Origin of the sequence: Actinokineospora baliensis, assembly GCF_016907695.1 — a bacterium.
Taxonomy (GTDB): Bacteria; Actinomycetota; Actinomycetes; order Mycobacteriales; family Pseudonocardiaceae; genus Actinokineospora; species Actinokineospora baliensis.
Genome location: NZ_JAFBCK010000001.1, coordinates 7,175,121 through 7,193,066, shown reverse-complemented (window position 1 = coordinate 7,193,066; position 17,946 = coordinate 7,175,121). Strand labels below are relative to the sequence as shown.

General features: G+C 71.5%; 15 protein-coding genes. 9 read left to right on the top strand and 6 right to left on the bottom strand.

Annotated elements, in window-relative coordinates; genetic code table 11:
- The first annotated feature begins 439 nt into the window (after window positions 1-439).
- Both JOD54_RS31700 and JOD54_RS31695 read left to right on the top strand, forming a co-directional pair.
- Entirely contained in the window at window positions 440-1,684 is a 1,245-nt protein-coding gene (locus JOD54_RS31700; RefSeq protein WP_307860440.1) for an MFS transporter, read from the top strand.
- Window positions 1,681-1,878 carry an MbtH family protein gene (locus JOD54_RS31695; protein WP_204455603.1) on the top strand — a complete coding sequence of 66 codons (198 nt, stop codon included), beginning with the start codon at window positions 1,681-1,683 and terminating at the stop codon, window positions 1,876-1,878. The genes JOD54_RS31700 and JOD54_RS31695 overlap by 4 nt, the downstream gene beginning before the upstream one ends.
- 38 nt (window positions 1,879-1,916) lie before the next feature.
- Here the strand turns inward: JOD54_RS31695 and JOD54_RS31690 are convergent, their stop codons facing one another.
- From JOD54_RS31690 to JOD54_RS31680, 4 genes are read right to left on the bottom strand one after another with little or no spacing between them, the layout of a single operon-like run.
- Window positions 1,917-2,852 carry a LacI family DNA-binding transcriptional regulator gene (locus tag JOD54_RS31690; protein ID WP_204457037.1) on the bottom strand — a complete coding sequence of 312 codons (936 nt, stop codon included), beginning with the start codon at window positions 2,850-2,852 and terminating at the stop codon, window positions 1,917-1,919.
- Window positions 2,849-3,676, bottom strand: coding sequence for a carbohydrate ABC transporter permease (locus JOD54_RS34880; RefSeq protein WP_307860439.1), 828 nt, complete (start codon window positions 3,674-3,676; stop codon window positions 2,849-2,851). The genes JOD54_RS31690 and JOD54_RS34880 overlap by 4 nt, the downstream gene beginning before the upstream one ends.
- On the bottom strand, window positions 3,628-4,548 hold the full coding sequence (locus tag JOD54_RS34875) for a carbohydrate ABC transporter permease (RefSeq protein WP_372440371.1): 921 nt from the start codon (window positions 4,546-4,548) through the stop codon (window positions 3,628-3,630). The genes JOD54_RS34880 and JOD54_RS34875 overlap by 49 nt, the downstream gene beginning before the upstream one ends.
- The gene (locus tag JOD54_RS31680) at window positions 4,506-5,798 is read right to left on the bottom strand and encodes an extracellular solute-binding protein (protein WP_204455601.1); all 1,293 of its coding nucleotides are present in this window, start codon (window positions 5,796-5,798) and stop codon (window positions 4,506-4,508) included. The genes JOD54_RS34875 and JOD54_RS31680 overlap by 43 nt, the downstream gene beginning before the upstream one ends.
- Before the next feature lie 279 nt (window positions 5,799-6,077).
- On the opposite strand from JOD54_RS31680, the gene JOD54_RS31675 reads away from it, so the two are divergent.
- The 4 genes from JOD54_RS31675 to JOD54_RS31660 all read left to right on the top strand — a co-directional run bounded on the left by JOD54_RS31675 (window position 6,078) and on the right by JOD54_RS31660 (window position 10,041).
- Window positions 6,078-7,565 (top strand): ATP-grasp domain-containing protein, encoded by a 1,488-nt coding sequence (locus JOD54_RS31675; protein WP_307860437.1) that lies wholly within the window; start codon window positions 6,078-6,080, stop codon window positions 7,563-7,565.
- 22 nt (window positions 7,566-7,587) lie between these two features.
- Window positions 7,588-8,781, top strand: coding sequence for a YbdK family carboxylate-amine ligase (locus JOD54_RS31670; RefSeq protein ID WP_307860436.1), 1,194 nt, complete (start codon window positions 7,588-7,590; stop codon window positions 8,779-8,781).
- A 67-nt stretch (window positions 8,782-8,848) separates the two neighbouring features.
- Window positions 8,849-9,820: an iron-containing redox enzyme family protein gene (locus tag JOD54_RS31665; RefSeq protein ID WP_204455600.1), complete on the top strand. Its 972-nt coding sequence runs from the start codon at window positions 8,849-8,851 to the stop codon at window positions 9,818-9,820.
- 56 nt (window positions 9,821-9,876) lie between these two features.
- Window positions 9,877-10,041, top strand: coding sequence for a CDGSH iron-sulfur domain-containing protein (locus tag JOD54_RS31660; protein WP_372440370.1), 165 nt, complete (start codon window positions 9,877-9,879; stop codon window positions 10,039-10,041).
- A gap of 44 nt (window positions 10,042-10,085) precedes the next feature.
- Here the strand turns inward: JOD54_RS31660 and JOD54_RS31655 are convergent, their stop codons facing one another.
- Window positions 10,086-11,624 (bottom strand): alpha/beta hydrolase, encoded by a 1,539-nt coding sequence (locus JOD54_RS31655; RefSeq protein WP_204455598.1) that lies wholly within the window; start codon window positions 11,622-11,624, stop codon window positions 10,086-10,088.
- 118 nt (window positions 11,625-11,742) lie between these two features.
- On the opposite strand from JOD54_RS31655, the gene JOD54_RS31650 reads away from it, so the two are divergent.
- Together JOD54_RS31650 and JOD54_RS31645 are read left to right on the top strand one after the other, a co-directional pair.
- Window positions 11,743-12,120 (top strand): YchJ family protein, encoded by a 378-nt coding sequence (locus JOD54_RS31650; protein ID WP_204455597.1) that lies wholly within the window; start codon window positions 11,743-11,745, stop codon window positions 12,118-12,120.
- An 84-nt stretch (window positions 12,121-12,204) separates the two neighbouring features.
- Complete coding sequence (locus tag JOD54_RS31645; protein ID WP_204455596.1) at window positions 12,205-14,292, top strand: toll/interleukin-1 receptor domain-containing protein; 2,088 nt, start codon at window positions 12,205-12,207, stop codon at window positions 14,290-14,292.
- On the opposite strand, the gene JOD54_RS31640 is transcribed toward JOD54_RS31645, so the two are convergent.
- Complete coding sequence (locus tag JOD54_RS31640; RefSeq protein ID WP_204455595.1) at window positions 14,237-15,196, bottom strand: hypothetical protein; 960 nt, start codon at window positions 15,194-15,196, stop codon at window positions 14,237-14,239. The genes JOD54_RS31645 and JOD54_RS31640 overlap by 56 nt on opposite strands.
- A 353-nt stretch (window positions 15,197-15,549) precedes the next feature.
- Here JOD54_RS31640 and JOD54_RS31635 point away from each other — a divergent pair, with 353 nt between their 5' ends.
- Window positions 15,550-17,727, top strand: coding sequence for a tetratricopeptide repeat protein (locus JOD54_RS31635; protein ID WP_204455594.1), 2,178 nt, complete (start codon window positions 15,550-15,552; stop codon window positions 17,725-17,727).
- The last annotated feature ends 219 nt before the right edge of the window (window positions 17,728-17,946 follow it).

The following is a 17,946-nucleotide window of genomic DNA, read 5'->3' as shown; positions in this document are numbered from 1 at the left end:
CGAAAAGCATGGCCCTGCAGCGCACAACGCTACGGCTGGCGTCCCCCCACGCAAAACAGGTCCACCCCATCGAGCAGTTGGCACCAGCGACTTCCGAGTGTCCAGTGGTTGTTTTTGGCGTCGGGGTAGGGCGGCTGGGGTGGCACCGTTGCTTCGGGGAGCGGTGGCTGGCTAGCTGGGTTGGCTCGGGTGGTCGGGTTGGCGGGGTTGGCTCGGTGGGGTTGGGGTGGCACCGTTGCTTCCGGGGGCGGTGGCTGGCTAGCTGGGTCGGCTCGGTGGGCTGGGTTGGCACCGCGGCTTCCGGGAGCGGTGGCTGGCTAGCTGGGTTGGCTCGGGTGGTTGGGGTGGCACCGTTGCTTCCGGGGGGCGGTGGCTGGGTTAAGGGTCGGGTGGGTGGCTCAGGCGGCCAGCTCCTTGGATTGGTCTGCGGGGGTGTGCGGTGACCGTTGAGCGCGAGGTCGACACGGCGGTGGTGCCGTTGTCGCGCAATCGCAACTACACGCTGCTCTGGGTGGGGCAGGCGTGTGCCGAGGTCGGGTTCAGTGCCTCGATGATCGCCTTCCCGCTGCTGGTCCTGGCGCTGACCGGCTCGGCGGCGGCGTCTGGGCTGGTGCTGGCGGCTGATGCTGTTGCGCAGCTCGCGGTGGGGCTGCCCGCTGGGGCTTTGGTGGACCGGTGGGATCGGCGGAAGGTGATGCTCGCCTGCGAGGCCGCCAACATTGTGGCGCTGGGGTCGTTGGTGGGCGCTGTTGTGGTTGGGGTGGCTACTATCCCGCACATGGTCGCGGTGGCTGTGGTGCTTGGGGTCTGCCGCGCGTTGTTTGAGCCCGCTGAGGATGCGAGCCTGCCCGCGCTGGTGCCCGATGAGCAGTTGGCGACGGCCGTTTCGATGAACGCGGCTCGGTCGTCGATCGGGCAGATGGCGGGGAACGCGCTGGGTGGGGTGTTGTTCGCGGTGGGCAGGTGGGTGCCGTTCCTGCTGGACCTCATCACCCACTTCATCTCGCTCGTCGCGATCTCCTTCATCCGCGTCCCCCGCCGCCCACCGGCTCCCCGGGAGGAGACGCACCTCGGGCGCGAGATCCTGGCTGGTATGCGGTGGGTGTGGGCGCACCGCGAGGTTCGGGTCACGGCCGTGTGCGCGTTGGCGCTCAACCTGTTCTTCAGCGCGTACTACCTCGTCGTCATCGTGTTGGCGGAGCGGGCGGGGGTGGGGGCGGCCGAGATCGGGATCATGGCGGCCATGCTCGGGGTCGGGGGGATCGCCGGGTCGTTGGTGGCGCCGTACCTGCACCGGGTGCTCTCGCCGTACGTGTCCATCGCCGGGGTGTTCTGGGCGCTCACCCTGCTCGCCCCGCTGGCCGTGCTCATCGACAGCGGCCTGCTGCTCGGCGCCCTGTTCGCCGGGATGGCGCTGTTCGCGCCGACCGCGAACACCACGATCACCACCCACCAGCTCCTGCTCACCCCGGACGCCCTGCGCGGGCGGCTCAGCGGGGTGATGAGCGTCGTCGTCGGCGGCGCTGCGGCGCTGGGGCCCGCTTTGGGCGGGGTGCTCGTCGAAGTCGTGTCCCCGGACACCGCGGTGCTGGTGGCCGCGGCGGGGATGGCGGCGGTGACCCTGCTCGTGACAGTCAACCCGACGCTGCGTCGGTATCCAGGGAAGAGAGAGGAAGCACAGTGAGGGACGACATCGCCTACCAGGTCCTGGTCAACGACGAGGACCAGTACTCCCTGTGGCCCGCCCACCGCGACATCCCCGCGGGCTGGCGCGCCGAGGGCACCACCGGCACCAAAGAAGAGTGCTCCGCCCACGTCGACAAGGTGTGGACCGACATGCGCCCCAAGTCCCTGCGCGAAGCCATGGACCAGGCCTGACCCACACCTGGCGGCGGCCACCCGGCCGCCGCCAGGGGCTAGCTCGATTCGCGAACCACCAGTTCCGTGGGGAGCACGATCGACTGGGGCAGGTCCTGCTCTCCCGCCAGTTGCGCCGCCAGCCGCCAGGCCGCTGTGCTGCCGAGGTTTTCGGGGGAGTGGCGGACCGTGGTCAGGGTTGGGGTGCACACCTGGGCCAGGGCTGTGTCGTCGAAGCTCACCACCGAGAGGGATTCGGGGACTGCCGTGCCCACTGACCGCAGGTAGCGGAGGGCACCGATCGCGATGGTGTCGGAGGCGCAGAACACGCCGTCCAGGTCCGGGGTCGTCGCCAGGAGGCCTGCCATCGCCGCCGCGCCTGCTTCGGTTGTCAGGGCGCACGGCACCACCCCAGCGGGCACCGCAGACCCGAGGGCTCGGCGCAGGCCCGCCACCCGGTCGACGCAGGCCGCGACGTCGGGGGGACCGGCCAGTACGCCTACTCGCGAACGGCCCCGTGCCACCAGGTGCGCTCCTGCCAGCGCCCCGCCGCCGAGGTTGTCTGAATCTACATAGGACACACCGGGGCCGAGTGGGCGGCCGACCAGGACCACCGGGATCGGCAGCCGTCCCGGTAGCGGGTCGTGGCCGCTGAGGCTCAGCACTATCGCACCGTCCACGTCGGACACTTCGAACGGGTTCATCGCGACCACCACCCGCCGACCGGCCAGTCCCGCGGTGATGCCGCGCAGCACCCCCGCCAGGAACGCGTCGTCGAAGGTGCGGTCGGGGTCCTCGGAGATCACCACCGCCACGGTGTCGGTCGTGGTGCTGGCCAACGACCGCGCGGCCTGGTTGCGCCGGTACCGCAGCGCCGACACCGCCGCCAGCACCGCGGCCCTGGTCCGCGGGCTGACCCCGGGCGAGCCGTTGAGGACGCGCGAGACCGTCGACCGGGACACACCGGCCAACCGGGCGACCGCTTCCAGGTTCACCCCAGCGCGACCCCGTCGACCGAGCGCCGACCGAGCACGGCGAACACCACGAGTACCGGCACAGTGGCCAGTGTGGCGCCCGCGAGCACGAGTGGGTAGTCCACGTAGTGCCCCGATTGCAGCCGCTCCAGTGCAAGTTGCACAGTCGGGTGGTCGGCGTCGAGCACCACCAGCGGCCACAGGAAGTCGTTCCAGCTGGCCATGAACGTGAACATGCCCAGCGACGCCAGCGCGGGCCGCACCGCGGGCAGGCAGACGTGCCAGTAGACCCGCGGCAGCGAACAGCCGTCCACCCTGGCCGCGTCGACCAGTTCGGCGGGGACCGCCGCGACCGTGTACTGCCGCATCCAGAACACCCCGAGCGCGGTCACCAGGTTCGGCACGATCACCGCTTGCGGCCCACCAGCCCAGCCCAGTTCCGCCATCGCCAGGTACAGCGGGATGACCCCGAGTTGCGTCGGCACCGCCATCGTCGCCACCACGAACGCGAAGAGCCGGTCGCGGCCGGGGAAGCGCACCCGCGCGAAGGCGAACCCGGCGAGGCTGGCGAACAGCACCGTCGACACGGTAACGGTGCCCGCCACGAGTGCGCTATTGCCGAGAGCGCGCCAGAAGGGCACGGTGTCGAAAACCCGCCGGGCGTTGGCCAGGAAGTGCCCGCCGGGGGCCAGCGGCACCGCCGACACCGCCGCCTGGTCGCCGACCAGCACCGCCCAGCAGAACGGGAACAGCGACCCGGCGACGAACGCGACCAGCAGCCCGTACACCCACGTCCTCACCGGTCGGGGCCCGCCAGCCGCCGGGTCAGCCGGTAGTTCGCCCACGCCAGCGCGCCGACCGCGACCAGCAGGACCCAGGCCACGGCCGAGGCGTAGCCGAGCCGCTGCGTCTCGAACGCCGACTGGTACAGGTAGAGCGCGACCGTCTGGAACTGCCCCGACGCGCCGCCGTTGGCCGACCCCGGTTGCGGGTCGAGCAGCTTGGGCTCGGTGAACACCTGCAGCCCGCCGATGGTCGAGGTGACCACGACGAACAGCAGCGTCGGCCGCAGCATCGGCAGCGTCACGTGCCAGAACCGGCGCAGCCGACCCGCACCGTCCACAATGGCCGCTTCGTGCACCGACGGCGGGATGGCCCGCATCGCGGCGAGCACCACGAGCGCGTTGTACCCGGTCCATCGCCAGTTCACCATGGCCGCGACCACCAGGTGGCTGCCGAACCGGTTGGCCTGCCAGTCCACCGCGCCCAGCCCCAGCGCGCCGAGCACCTCGTTGACCAGCCCGTAGCGCGGCCCGAACAGGTTGGCGAACACCACCCCCACCGCCACCGCGCTCATCGCCGTCGGCGCCAGCACCGCCACCCGCCACCCGGTGGCCCCCCGCGGCGCCGCGTCCAGCAGCGCCGCGAGGACCACCGCCGCCACCAGCTGCGGGCCGGTGGCGAGCAGGAAGATGCTCAGGGTGTTGACCGCCGCGGACCCCAGCCGCTCGTCGCCGAGCAGCTCCGCGTAGTTGGCCAGGCCGACGAAGCTGGGCGCGTCGTCGACCAGGCCCCAGGAGAACAGCGAGACGTAACCCGTGTAGAGCAACGGGAACAGCCCGGTGACCACGAACAGCAGGAAGAACGGCGCGATGAACAGGTAGGGCGTGAACCTCACCTGGTGATCTTCCCGGCGCCTTCGACCAGCCGCCGCCACCCCTGCTCCGGGTCGGTGCCCTGCTCCACCGCCCGCAGCGCCGGGGTCGCCACGTTCTCCTGGATGCGCCCGTCGCCGGGCCCCTTGTACTGCGGGGCCGACACCTTGCGGGCCTGCGCGGCGAACAGCTCACCCGTGCGGGCGCCGCCGAAGTAGTCGTCGACGGTGCCGACCAGCCGCGACGAGGTGAGCGCGGCGACCTGGCTGGGGAAGTTCCCGGTGCTGGCGAAGGCCTTGAGCTGCTGCTCCGGCGCGGTCAGCCAGGCCGCGAGCGCGGCGGCCTCCCTGGGGTGGGCGCTCTGCTTGGGCACCGCCAGGTACGACCCGCCCCAGTTGCCGCCGCCACCGGGGAACGCGTCGGTCACCGCCCACAGCCCCGCACCGCGCGGGCCCGCCTGGGCCTTGATCACGCCCAACATCCACGACGGGCACGTCTTGGTGGCGAACGCCGCCGCCCGGAACCCGGCCTCCCACTCGGCGGAGAACGCGGTCAGCCCGGCGGACTGGCCGCGCGCGCCCGCGGCGGTCACCGCGTCCCAGTTGCGCTTGATGCCCGGGTTCGACGCCACCACCAGCGTGTCGTCGGTGTCGAAGTACCCGGTGGGCAACTGGTTGTGCATGGCGTTGAAGATCTGCGCGGTCGAGTCGAACCACGGCTTGCCGGTGCGCGCCACGTAGTCGTCACCCGCGGCGAAGTAGGCCTCCCAGGTGGCGAACAGCGGCTTGACCGCCTCCGGCGCGGTCGGCAGGCCCGCCGCGGCGAGCAGGTCGACCCGGTAGCACATCGCCAGCGGCCCGATGTCGGTTCCATAGCCGATGAGCGAGCCGTCCTTGGCCTTGGCGGCGGCGTACTTCCAGTCCAGCCACCGGTCACCGGTCACCTCGCGCGGCCCGATCGCGGCCAGGTCGTGGAAGCGGCGGGACGCGGCGAGCGCGTCGGAGAGGTAGCCCTCCTCGATCGCGACCACGTCCGCGAGCCCGGATCCCGCACCCAAGCGGGTGAACAATTGTTGGTGGTAGGGGCCTCCTTGCCCCGTTCGCAGGTGTCGGACCTTGATCCCGGGGTGGGTCTGCTGGTACTCGATGAGCAGGTCCTCGTAGCCGAACTCGGTGAACGTGGCGATGGTCAGTTCCAGCGGGGCGCCCGGGTCGTGCGCGACGATCCCGGTGCCGCAGGCGGACGGTGTGGCGATGAGGGCGGTTGCGGTGGCGATGGCGAGGGCGCGGACCCTCCACGGTTGACGGCGCACGGGACCCCTCAGCGGTCGAGTCGGGGTTTGGGAGCGCTCCCACAGCGGAGCTGGTGATCAGTGTGGCCTGGGTTACACATCGGTGTCAAGATCTCGGGAAATCCTTGTGGGCAAAGGAAAACCGTTGGGAACGCTCCCGACTACGGGGGGTTGGTGCTCTAGACCACTCGTTTACAGTTCGGCCGCCGGAGGTTGCTCGCCGGTCGGGCAGGCACCCACCATGGGCGGGCGGGCCCCGCGGCCGAGGGCGGCGGGTCCGTGCGGGGAAGGGGGCCGAGGGTGGACGACACGTTGGAGCGGACGGCTTTCCGACGGGCCCAGCGGCGGGTCCCCGACCTGTTCGCCGGGACGGGTCCACCGCGCACCGTGGTCGTGGTGCCCAGCCTGAGCATGGACAGCGCCGGGCTGGTCAAGATCCCCGGCATCGAGCACTACGAGGAGCGGCTGCTGTTCACCCTGCAGCTGCTGCGCGAACCCGGGACGCGCGTGGTGTACGTGACCAGCGAGCCGGTCGCGCCGGAAGTGGTCGAGTACGCGCTGGACCTCGTGCCGTCGCTGCCGCGCGCGCACGCCAAGTCCCGCTTGACGATGCTCGACTGCGGCAGCCGCGACCCGATCCCGCTGACCGCGAAGATCCTGCGCCACCCCGGTGTCCTGGCCCGGCTGCGCGCGCTTTCCCGCGAGGACGCGGTTTTGGTGACCTTCACCAGCTCCGGTCTCGAGCGCACCCTGGCCGTCCGGCTCGGCGTTCCGCTCTACGCGCCGGACCCCGATCAGGCGGAGTTGGGCACGAAATCCGGCTCCCGCAGGCTCTTCCGGTCCGCTGGGGTGCCGGTCGCCGACGGCGCGGAGGGCCTGCGGGACCTCGATGACGTCGTCGGCGCGCTGGAGTCCTTGCGGGGCGCGGATCCGACGATGGCGCGCGCGATCATCAAGCTCAACGAGAGCTTCGGCGCGGGCGGCAACGTCATCTTCTCCTTCGACGGCGCACCGGTGTCCGGTCTGCGGGAGTGGATCCGCCGGGAACTGCCGCGCCGCGCGGAGTTCGCCACCCCGCCGGACGAGTGGGACAACTACCTGACCCAGGTCGAGGCCATGGGCGCGGTCGTGGAGCGGTTGGTGGAGGGCGACGAGGTCACCTCGCCATCGGCGCAGGTGGTGATGGGCGCCGGTGGCGACGTCGGTGTCCTCACCACGCACGACCAGGTGCTCGACGGGCAGATCTTCGCGGGGTGCGCGTTCCCCGCCCGCGCCGACTACCGGCTGGAGATCCAGGAACTGGCCCTGCGCACCGCGCGGGCCCTGGCGTCCCGGTCGGTCGTGGGCATCGCGAGCGTCGACTTCGTCTCCGTCCGCTCGGGATCGCGGTGGCGCCACCACGCGCTGGAGCTCAACCTGCGCATGGGCGGCGGCACCGCGCCGTACTTCCTCCTGCACGGCCTGGTCGAAGGCGGCTACGACCCCGAGACCGGGCGCTACCTCACCCCCGACGGCGCCCCGCGCGCGTACTTCGCCACCGACCGCCTCTACCGGGGCGAATACCGCGCACTGTCGCCTTCGGACGTCGTGGACACCCTTGTGCGGGACAGGTTGCACTACCGCACCGGAACCCGCACCGGCGCGGTCGCCTACATGCTCGGCGCGCTGGAGATCGGCCGCTTCGGCGTCGTCGTGGTCGAACGCGACACCGCCGCGGCCGAGCGCCGGTACCTCGACCTCGTCCGAGCGGTGGACGCCCGGGTGGGTCGGATCGCCCAAACGGGCTGACTCCGCGCCACCCCGGCCCCCAGTGGTTGATCATGTCGAGATCCGGGTAGCCGCGCCGAAGGCACCCGCGACCCCGCTGGAGGCACCCGTGGTGATCAGCTTGCCCGCTCCCGGCCGTGGCGCGACCGACCGCGCGAGCGGGTTGACCGTGGGGGTGGAGGAGGAGTTCCTGCTCGTCGACCCGGACGCCGGGTACCCGGTGCCCGCCGCGGCCGCGGTGCTGGCCGACCTGCGGGTGGGGCCGTGGATCGGGCAGGCGGAGTTCTTCCCGACCCAGGTCGAGACCGCCACCGGGGTGTGCACCGAACTCGACTGCCTGGGCGACGAGATCGCCGGGGCGCGGCGCGCGGTGCGGGAGGCGGCGGTGGCGCACGGGGTACTGCCGATGGCCTCCGGGGTGCCGGTGGTCGACGGCCCGCCGCCGCCGCGCTCGGACAAGGCCCGGTTCACCGCCATCCACGAGCGGTTCACCGCCGTGCTGGAGGACTACCAGGCCTGCGGCTGCCACGTGCACGTCGGCGTGGCAGACCCGGACACCGCGGCAGCCGTGGTCAACCACCTGGCGCCGTGGCTGCCCACGCTGCTCGCCCTGTCGGTCAACTCCCCCGTGCGCGGCGGCCGCGACCGGCGGCACGAGAGCCTGCGCCTGCTGGACCAGGCCCGCTTCCCCGGCGCGGGGCTGCCGCCGTACTTCACCTCCGGCGCCGACCACGACGAGCAGATCGCCCGACTGGTGGACTGCGGCGTCATCGTGGACAACCGGATGACGTTCTGGCTGGCCCGCCGCTCCGCGCACCTGCCGACGGTGGAGGTGCGGGTGGCCGACACCGTGCAACACCCGTGGGAGGCGGTCCTGCAAGCCGCCCTGACCAGAGCCCTGGTGCGAGTCGCCCTCGACGAACTCGCCCACGGCCGCGAAGGCCCCCGCCTGGACCCCCAACTGGGCGCCGCGTCCCTGTGGTGCGCCGCCCGCCACGGCCTGGGCACGGCGATCGACCCCGTCGCCGGGGTCGCCACCACGGCCCGCGCCCAGATCGACGCCCTCTTGCGGTTGACCGCCCCGGCCTTGCGTGAAACCGGTGACTGGGCCTTCACCCGCGCGGCGATCGACCGGCTGCTCGCATCGGGCACGGGTGCGGATCGGCAGCGTGCGGCTCTGCGCAGGGGGAGGTTGATCGACGAGGTGACAGGAGTGGGGGTCACCGGATCGGGGTAACGAGGCGGTGGGTGTGGGGGTCACCGGATTGGGGTAGTCGCGGGGGAGTCGCTCGAAAGGACTCCCGATGCCACTTCCCGCCCCGCGCGGCGAGCTCTCCGCCGCGGTCGTCGACGTCCTTCGGGGGCGTCGAGGCTTGTTGCCGCCTGTGGGTGACGCCGATCCGCACGGTGAGGATCTGACCCTGGCCCTGCACCTGCTCTACGAGCTGCACTACCGGGGGTTCGACGGCGTGGACGAGGAGTTGGAGTGGGATCCGGACCTGCTCCGCCTGCGGGCCGAGTTGGAGCGCCCGTTCCTGGGTGCGCTGCGCGACGAGGTCGGGACCGCCGGGGTGGCTGATGTGGTCGACGACCTGTTGGTGGAGCGGGTGCCGGGAAGCGGGGTGCCGCATTTCTTGCGTGAACGCGGCCAGTGGTGGCACTTCCGGGAGTTGTTCGTCCACCGGTCGATCTACCACCTGAAGGAGGCGGATCCGCACGCGTGGGTGATCCCGAGGTTGCGCGGCCGGGCCAAGGCGGCGGTGGTGGCCGTGGAGTTCGACGAGTTCGGCGGGGGGCACGCGGAGCGGATGCACTCGCGGTTGTTCGCCGACCTGCTCGAGGCAGCTGACCTGTCCAGCGGGTACCTGCACTACCTCGACGTCGTCCCCGCGCCCGCGCTGGCCACGGTCAACCTGATGTCGTTGTTCGGGCTGCACCGGTCGTTGCGCGGCGCGCTGGTCGGCCACTTCGCCGCCACCGAGATCACTACCGGGCCCAGCGCCCGCCGGATGGTGAGCGCGCTGCGGAAGCTGTCGGCGCCCGAGGCGTGCGTTCGGTTCTACAGCGAGCACATCGAGGCGGACGCGGTGCACGAGCAGGTGTTGCGGCACGAGGTGATCGGCGGGCTCCTGGAGGACGAACCGCACCTGGCCGCCGATGTCGCTTTTGGTCTACTGGCAGCGGAATCGCTTGAGGAGCGGCTGGCGCAGTGCCTGCTCGCGGCCTGGGAGGCAGACACGCCCTCGCTGCGTGAGACGGAGAATGTCCTTGTGTGAAGGGGTTTCCCGGCTGCCGTCGCGAGGTATACGCGGGAGTGGAACCAACGATCAGGGTGACGGGTGGACCGGTTCTTGTGGACGGTCCGGTGGTGGTGCACGGGGAAGACGGCTCGGTGGTGCGGTCCGAGCGGTTCGTGACCGCGGTGTGCACGTGCAGGCGGAGCAAGATCTACCCGTTGTGCGACACCAGTCACCGCGAGGTCCGGCGGGAACGGTGATGCCCCCGCACCACGGGGTGACCGGGGTGCGGGGGCCAAGTGCACTACGGGAATAGCGGTGTGTCCGCCTTGCACCCGCCGGTCGGCAGGATGCCGTCGAGGAGGTACTTCTCGTAGGTCTTGCCCACGCACGAGATCCCCACGGCGCCGTGGCCGTAAGCCGAAACCGGCAGCAGGGCCGAGTTCGGCATCAGCCGGTGCAGTGCTCGGGCGCCGCTGATGGGGGTCGACGGGTCGTGGGTGTTGTTGACGATCAGCAGGGGTGCCGAGGTCCTGACCCGCCACGGGCCCTGGAAGGCGCCGGGGGAGTGGGCGGGCCAGTTGCCGCAGACCGCGCTGAGCCAGGCCCACAGCGGACCGAAGTCCGGCGCGGTGCGGTTGGCGTGCGCCGCCGAGCGGGTGGCGGCGTCGCGGTCGGTCGGGTTGTTGGTCTCGCCGCAGGCGACGCCCTCGAAGGCGGGGCGGACCTGCTGTGCCTTGGTCTTGGCCGCCACCTCCTTGAGCGCCGACAGCGACGGGGCCGCCGCGGCGCGGGCGGTGCCGCTCTGGTGCAGCTGCTGCAGCAGGTCCATCAGCAGCGGGTAGCCCTCGGGGATGGTCAGCGCGCTGTGCGCCAGGCTGATCAGGTTCGGGTACGTCAGCGGCCCTTCCGCGGTCTGCAGCGGCCCCTGCTTGGCCCGTTCGACGACCGCGGTCCACTTCGCCCGCGCGGAGCCCGATGCCGCGCACCGGCTCGGCCCGACCCGGTCGCACTCGGCGAGCGCGCTGGTGAGCGCTTCCCACGCCCCGTCCGCGCTGTTGATGCGGGTGGTGACCAGGAACCGGGAGTCCCGGCCCTTTCCGGTGCTCCACTGCACCGGGTCGACCACGCTGTCGACGATCAGGTTGCGGATCCGGTCCGGGTACATCGCGGCGTAGGTGGCGCCGACGACGGAACCGTAAGACAGGCCGTAGAAGCTGAACGCGCTGTCCCCGACGGCCTGGCGGATCAGCTCCAGATCTCGCACGGTGTCCGCTGTGGACATGTGCCGGATGACCGGGTTCGAGCCGGTGGCGCACAGGGCGCGCAGGTAGTCCGCGTAGGCGAGGAACCCCGGCACGTCCTCGGCGGTCGCCGGGAACGGCTCCACCGGCTTGGCCACCTCGGCGGGGCCACCCGGTGTCGGTGAGCAGGTCAGGGGAGCGGAGCCGCACCCGTCGGTGACGCAGTTGCGGGACCCGCCGATGCCGCGCGGGTCCACCCCGACGATGTCGTAGCGGGCGGTGACCTTCGCGCCGAGCAGCTGCGCCGCGACCGGGGTGAAGTCGGCGGCGGAACCGCCGGGGCCGCCGTTGTTGATGAACAGCGTGCCGATCTTGTTCCGCTGGTCGCCCGCGGGCAGCTTCGTGGCGCGCAGCGTGATGGTCGGGCCCTTCGGCCGCGCGTGGTCGAGCGGGACCACGATGGCCGCGCACTGGAGCACCGTGTCATCCGGACACTGCGCCCACTGCACCTGCACCCCGCCTCGGGCGGCGGCGATGCCGGGTAACGCCATCGCGGCGAGTGTGGCCGTCGCCAAGACGGCCACCGATCTCTTGAGCATGTCTGTCCCCTCCATTCGGGCTTGACACACTTCTACGGAAGGCGGGGGTAGCCGGGACTCACGCTCGGGGCTGGTCCTGCTGTCATCCCGTGGTCGTAAGAGGCGCGATACTGGTCGCATGTCGCGACGCTGCCCTTGCGGAACCGGTCTGACCTATGACGAGTGCTGCGGGCGCGCCCACGCGGGCACACCCGCGGCCACGGCGGAGGCTCTGATGCGGTCCCGCTACAGCGCGTTCGCCCTCGGTGACGTCGACTACGTCAGCCGGACCTGGCACCCCGACACCCGGCCCACCGACCTGGTGCTCGACGCCGACCAGCGGTGGACGCTGCTGGAAATCGTGGCCACCGAGGGCGGTGGTCCATTCCACGCGAAGGGCGCGGTCGAGTTCCGCGCGCATTACCGGCACAACCGCGACCGGGGTGTCCTGCACGAGCGGAGCCGTTTCGTCCGCGACGGCGGCCTGTGGCTCTACCTCGACGGGGTAATAGCCTGAAGCCGTGCCGTGACAGGACACTGTCATGTTTTTGTCGCGACTTCACCGATTCGCTGAGCGGGCGGATGGGGCATCGTTGTCCGGGTGAGCACTGAACGGGTATTCCTGAGCTACGCCCATGGCGACGAGGCGAGCGCCGAACTCATCGAGGCGGCGCTGCTGGCTCGGGGTGTCCCGGTGTCGCGTGGTCGCGACCTCACCCTCTTCGACGGCGTCACCGACAAACTGCGCCAGGCACTGGACGAGGCAGCGGTGTTCGTGGCGGTTTGTTCGCCGACGTACCTCGACCAGCACGTCTGCCAGTGGGAGTTCACCAGGGCCCTGCTCGCCGCCGAGCGGCTCGGCCCACCACGGGACCGGGTCGTAGCCGTCGGCGGCGGGGATCCCACAGGACTCGCCGACCGGGTCACGCTGGAGGCCATTGGCGACGCCGTGCTTAAGAAGGTCCAAGCGGCCAATGGGGTGTCATTGGCCGAGGGCGGCATGCCGGAGCGCATTACTCGGCCTCGGCGGTTCGTGGGCGGGTACGCGTCGCTGTGGGATCTGCACCGCGCAGTGCAGCCGGTCGTCGTCACGGGGGCGGCAGCGACCGGTAAGACGACTTTCGCCGAGCAGTACGGGGTCCTCTTCCGGACCGCCTACGCCGGTGGCGTCGAGTGGACCAGCCTCGACCGCCTGGATCCGCTCGCCTGGTACGCGGCGGAACTGAGGCGCGTGGCGGCCGAGCGGTTCGCCGTCGACCTGAGCGGCCTGGAGTTCGACCAAGCCCGCGACACGCTCGCTGATCTGATGACAGTGGCCGGGGTCGACGTCCTCTGGGTGATCGACGACGTGCCCGCGGACTTCGACGCGGCCCGGCTGGTTCTTCCGTCCCCGCGCGTGCGGACGGTGCTGACAGCGCGAACCGCGAACCGGCGTTGGGGCTTCACCGAGGTCGCTGTACCGCCGTTCGCGCGTAGTGCGATCCGAGTTGACGGCGAGCACGCGCGCGCTGTGCTGGCGTTCGCCGCCGTCCTCGACTCGGTTCCTTTCGCGGGGGACTTCCTGGTGGAGGGGGTGGCCCCCGCGTTCGGCTCCTCCGCGCCGATGCTGGTGGCGCGGGTGCTCGACGAGCTCGACGGGGTCTTGCACGCCGTGGACAACCCGGGCAGCGCAGGCAGGCAAACGTGGCGTCTGCACCCGTTGACGGCTGCTGAGATCCGCCGAGGAACGGACGTGGCAGCGATTGTGGAGCGTGCCGCTGTCGTCCTAGAGCGGGCTGTGGCGGACCCAAGGGTGGGACTGGACACCCTTAGGCACGCAGTCCACATTGCGCGTGAACAGACGTTGTCTGTTCGGACCAAGGAAGCTCTGTTGCGCGCGGTAGCCGACCGCCTTGAAGAGCGCGGAGACTTCGCCGCCTCTTACACAGTCCGAGTCGCGGCCGGAGACAACCTCGCAGCAGCCTGGATGGCACTCGCCGCTGGTGATGCCCACGCTGTTCTGGCCAACGCTGCGGCACTAACCGGAGATCCAGTCACTGAGTACCGCGCTCGCTTCCTACGCGCGGCCGCCCACGACCTGCTTGGTGACCACAACGCCGCCAACGTGGTTCTTGGCGATAGAGGCGTTGAGCCCGTCTGGGTGTCAGAGTCCGAACGCAGTCGTATGGCCCTGATCCGGGTAAGAGCCCTCCGGCTACGGGGGCAACACTGGCTTGCGCGGGACCTAGTGGAGGAACTGCTTCCTAAGATCCAGCGAGCGGCCCCTGGGCCGACACACCGCGGAGAGTGGCCCGCAGCCGCCGTGGAGCACGCTCGCCTCTTGTTGCTCACCGGGAGCGTGGACGCTGCGCGGGAGAGGGCAGAAGAGGTCGTTTCCGCCTTCAGGGCAGCGGGGCTCTCGCGGCACCGGTTGGCACTAGAGGCCGACACAATCGCTGTAGAGGCCACGGAGGACTCCGGGTCAGCACGTCGTTTCGCCGATCAGGTCGAGCGCTGGTACGGCCCAGCGGACCCGCTCGCCACCCGCTCACGGGAGCTCTGTGGCCGATTGTCGCCACCCCCGAACCCGGTGCCCGCCACCGGATCGCGGTGGACGCGCGCGCTCCGGGCGGTCTTCGGCGACGGTGCGCTGGTCAGGGCGCAGGTTCCCAGCCGATCCCGTAGGACCGGGCGGGCCGCAGGTTGGTGAACTCGGCCCGCACCTCGCCGGTGTCGTCGAGGCGCAGCGGCCGCCGCGCCGGGGTCGGATCGGCGACCTCCTTGGAGAACTCGCCGTCGATCAACCACACCCCGCTCGGCCGCCGCTTGGGCTCGAACCGGATGTTGAGGGTGAACCGCTCGCACTCGAACTCCGGGGTGCAGCAGTAGAACGGCGCGATCTCCCCGGTGCGCACCCGGAAGAAGAAGTCGTGCTCGTCGCCGGGCTGCAGCGGGTGCGGCGGCCGCAGCGTGAACGCCACCCGGTCGGCGGAGGCCATCACCGGCGACCGCACCTCGCCGCCGGAGATCTCGTCGATGCCCAGCGCCGCCAGGTCGACCGGCCCGGCCTCCCGGCCTGCCAGCCCGACCGAGATGGCGTGCCGCACGTCGGTCAGCCCGGGCTGGTGGCTGACGATCCGGCGGGTCTCGAAGACCTCCACCTCGGCGCCGCGCAGCACCAGCCGCACCTGCAACCGCTTGGTGTGCCAGGGAACGCCGGGGTCGCCGCCGTCACCGGTCGCCTGCGCGCAAGCCAGTTCCGCGACCAGGTACACGACCTCGTCGGCGCGCCGCTGGATGGTCCGCACGTCCCGATCCGCGGTCTGCCCGTAGTCGGCCAGCCGGGTCGTGTAGGCGGCGTTGGTGGGGTTGTCCAACCCGAACACCGCCCGCGCCAACGCCCGCCGCCCCTGCGGCAGCCGCTCCACGAGCGCGCGCACCGCGGCGATCAGCTTGTCGCGCACCGCGCCGGGCGGGTCGTCCGCGCGCACCCCGGCCAGCTCGCGCAGCACCGGACCGGCCGAGGCGGGTAGCCCCACCTGGTGCACCCCGAGTCCCTTGCGCACCTGCTTGAGCTCGTGGTTGAGGACCTCGAGCCGACGGTCGGCGTTCACCACCGCTCACCCCCATCTCCCCCGGCGGGCACCCGAGTGTACCCAGTACGGCGCCGCGCGCGAATTCCCGCACCCCATTTCACGTTCCGACCGGGAAACCGCGCCAGGGGTTTCCCGGCACCGGAAAACCCAGGAAACAGGAAACCCCTGTCGCCACCCCGCCGTTCCGGAAGACCATTGGTGTGTCGGATTTACCGGCAACGCCAAGACAATGGAGGGGGGAGACCGGTGCACACCCACTACGTCACCATTGTGCTGCTGGCCGTCGGTCTGCTCGGATGACCGCGACCACCCGGGGGCGGCCGCGACCGGCCCCCGGGTGGGACCAGCCGCCGGATCGAGAACCAGGAGCCATGACCGAGTTCGGAACCGCTCTGCGGCGCGGCAGGCACGCCAAGGGCATGTCGCTGTCGGCGCTGGCCGACGCCGCCTTCATCAGCCGCGGCTACCTCAGCAAGATCGAAACGGGGAAGGGCAGGGCGAGCCGCGAGATCGCGGCCGCCTGCGACGCGGCCCTCGACGCCGGTGGCGCCCTGCTCGCCCTGCTCGACGAACCGGACCGGCCCGCGCGAGCGGGGACCGGGCCCGGGCTGCACGGGCTGCCGGACGCCACCGGTCACCTGGTCGGCCGCGCGGACGTGCTCGACCAGCTGTCCTCCGTGCTGCACGGCGACTTCGTCCGGATGTGCGTGGTGCACGGCCTGGCCGGGGTCGGCAAGACCACGGTGGCCGTCAGCGCGGCCCGCGACGCCGAGGACTCCTTCCCGGACGGGTCGGTGTTCCTCGACCTGCGCGGCCACACCCCCGGCGCGACCCCCGTGCACCCGCTGGAGGCATCGCACGCGCTGCTCAGCCTGCTCGGCGTCGCCTCCGAGCGCGTCCCGCCCGATGTGGACGGCCGCTCGAACCTGCTGCGCGACCTGCTGCGCGGTCGGCGGATGCTGCTGGTGTTCGACAACGTCGCCACCGCGGCGCAGGTGCGCCCGCTGCTGCCCGCCGAGGACGGCTGCCGGGTGCTGATCACCAGCCGCGGCAGGCTGCCCGCGCTCGACGAGGCCTGGCACATCCCGCTGGACATGCTCGAGCCCGCCGACGCGGTCGCCCTGCTGCGCTCGGTCGCCGGGAACCGGGCGCCCGCCGCCGCGGAGGCCGAGGAGATCGCCGCCCTCTGCGGGTACCTGCCGCTGGCGATCCGCATCGCCGCCGCCCGCTTGGCGTCGGGCACGGGCGCCCGGCTGCGCGACCGCCTCGCCGACGAACGAACCCGCCTGCTCGCCCTCGACGACGGTGAACGCGCGGTCGCCGCGGCCTTCGCCGTGTCCTACGCAGCACTGACCGACAAGGAGCGCGCTTTGTTCGGGCTGCTGGCCGTGCATCCCGGTCCCGTGCTGGAGGTCCCTGCTGTCGAGGCAATGGCCGCTCTGCCTATAGGCGAGGCCGAGGTCCTACTCGACCGCCTGCACGACGCCAGCCTGATCACCGTCGACGACGTAGGCCACATCGGGGTGCACGACCTAGTGCGCGCCTTCGCCGCCCGGCACGCCAAACCCGCCGAGGAGGGCCAAGCGGTCGCAGTGGTCCGCCTAGTCGACTACGCCTTGGCCAAGGTCATAGCCGCCGACAAGACCCTCGAACCGTCCCGCTACCGCCCCGCGATCGACCACACCCCGCTGCCGCCCTTCGCCGACCCAGAGGCGGCCCTGACCTGGCTGCGGGCCCAGTGGCCCACCCTCGAACGCGTCGTCGACCTGGCCGCGACCCGCGAACTGCACACGGCGTGCTGGCAGCTCGCCTTCGTCCTCCGCGCCTTCTTCTTCCGCGACAAGCTCTACGAGCCCTGGCTGGCCACCCACACCCGGGCCCTCGACGCCACCGACGCCCTAGGTGACCTGTCGGCCACCGGCATGATCCTCAACAACCTGGGCATGGCCTACATCGACGCGGGCCGCATCACCGACGCCATCTCCTGCCACGAACGCGCCCTGGCGGCCTTCACCGCCGCCCGCAACACCTGGGGCCGCACCGACGCCCTGTCCAGCCTCGCCTGGGCCCGCCTCTACCACGGCGAACCCGAGGTGACCGCGCACGACCTCGAGGAGGCGCTCGCCGCGTACCGGACCGCCGGGCGGATGCGGAACGTGGCCATCGCCTCCCGCGGGATCGCCCTGGCCCTGACCATGCTGGAACGGTATGACGAGGCGCTCGAACACGCGGAACGCGCGCGGGCACAACCCGACCAGCAACCGGTGGACGTGCTGATGGCCCTCAACTGCCTGGCCTGGATCCACTACAACGCGGGCAGACTCGACGAGGCGGTGCGCCTATACCGGGAGGCGTGCGGCTTGGCGGAACTGGCGGGCAGCGCTTACGAACTGGCCCGCGCACTGACGGGGTTGGGCAACGTCGCCGCGGTGCGAGGGGACGTCGCGGCTTCGCGGGCGCACTGGGGGGAAGCGGACCGACAGGAGACGCGGCTGCTGCCGGAGGTGCTGGGAGAGGAGAAGGTCCGCCGCTCCCTGGCCTCCGGCTGACCGTGGCCATGATCGACTGTGCTGAGTCGCCCCCGAATCCATTCTACGCGAGCGAACCCGGCTGGTGCTTTCCCGCGGTCGGTCCCTTGTGGACAACTCCGGGTTGTCCACAGCCCTCCCCGGCGTACCCCGATCCTCCACCTTCCCCGCGTACCCTGGATTCGGGGGGAGCTCAGCACAGTCGATCTTGCGGGCTCTGCGTCCCGCCGCAGCCGTGCC

Coding starts and splice junctions, on each gene's coding strand:
- JOD54_RS31650 (WP_204455597.1), top strand. CDS start 11,743: ATGTCGCGACGCTGCCCTTGCGGAACCGGTCTGACCTATGACGAGTGC.
- JOD54_RS31635 (WP_204455594.1), top strand. CDS start 15,550: ATGACCGAGTTCGGAACCGCTCTGCGGCGCGGCAGGCACGCCAAGGGC.
- JOD54_RS31655 (WP_204455598.1), bottom strand. CDS start 11,624: ATGCTCAAGAGATCGGTGGCCGTCTTGGCGACGGCCACACTCGCCGCG.
- JOD54_RS31665 (WP_204455600.1), top strand. CDS start 8,849: ATGCCACTTCCCGCCCCGCGCGGCGAGCTCTCCGCCGCGGTCGTCGAC.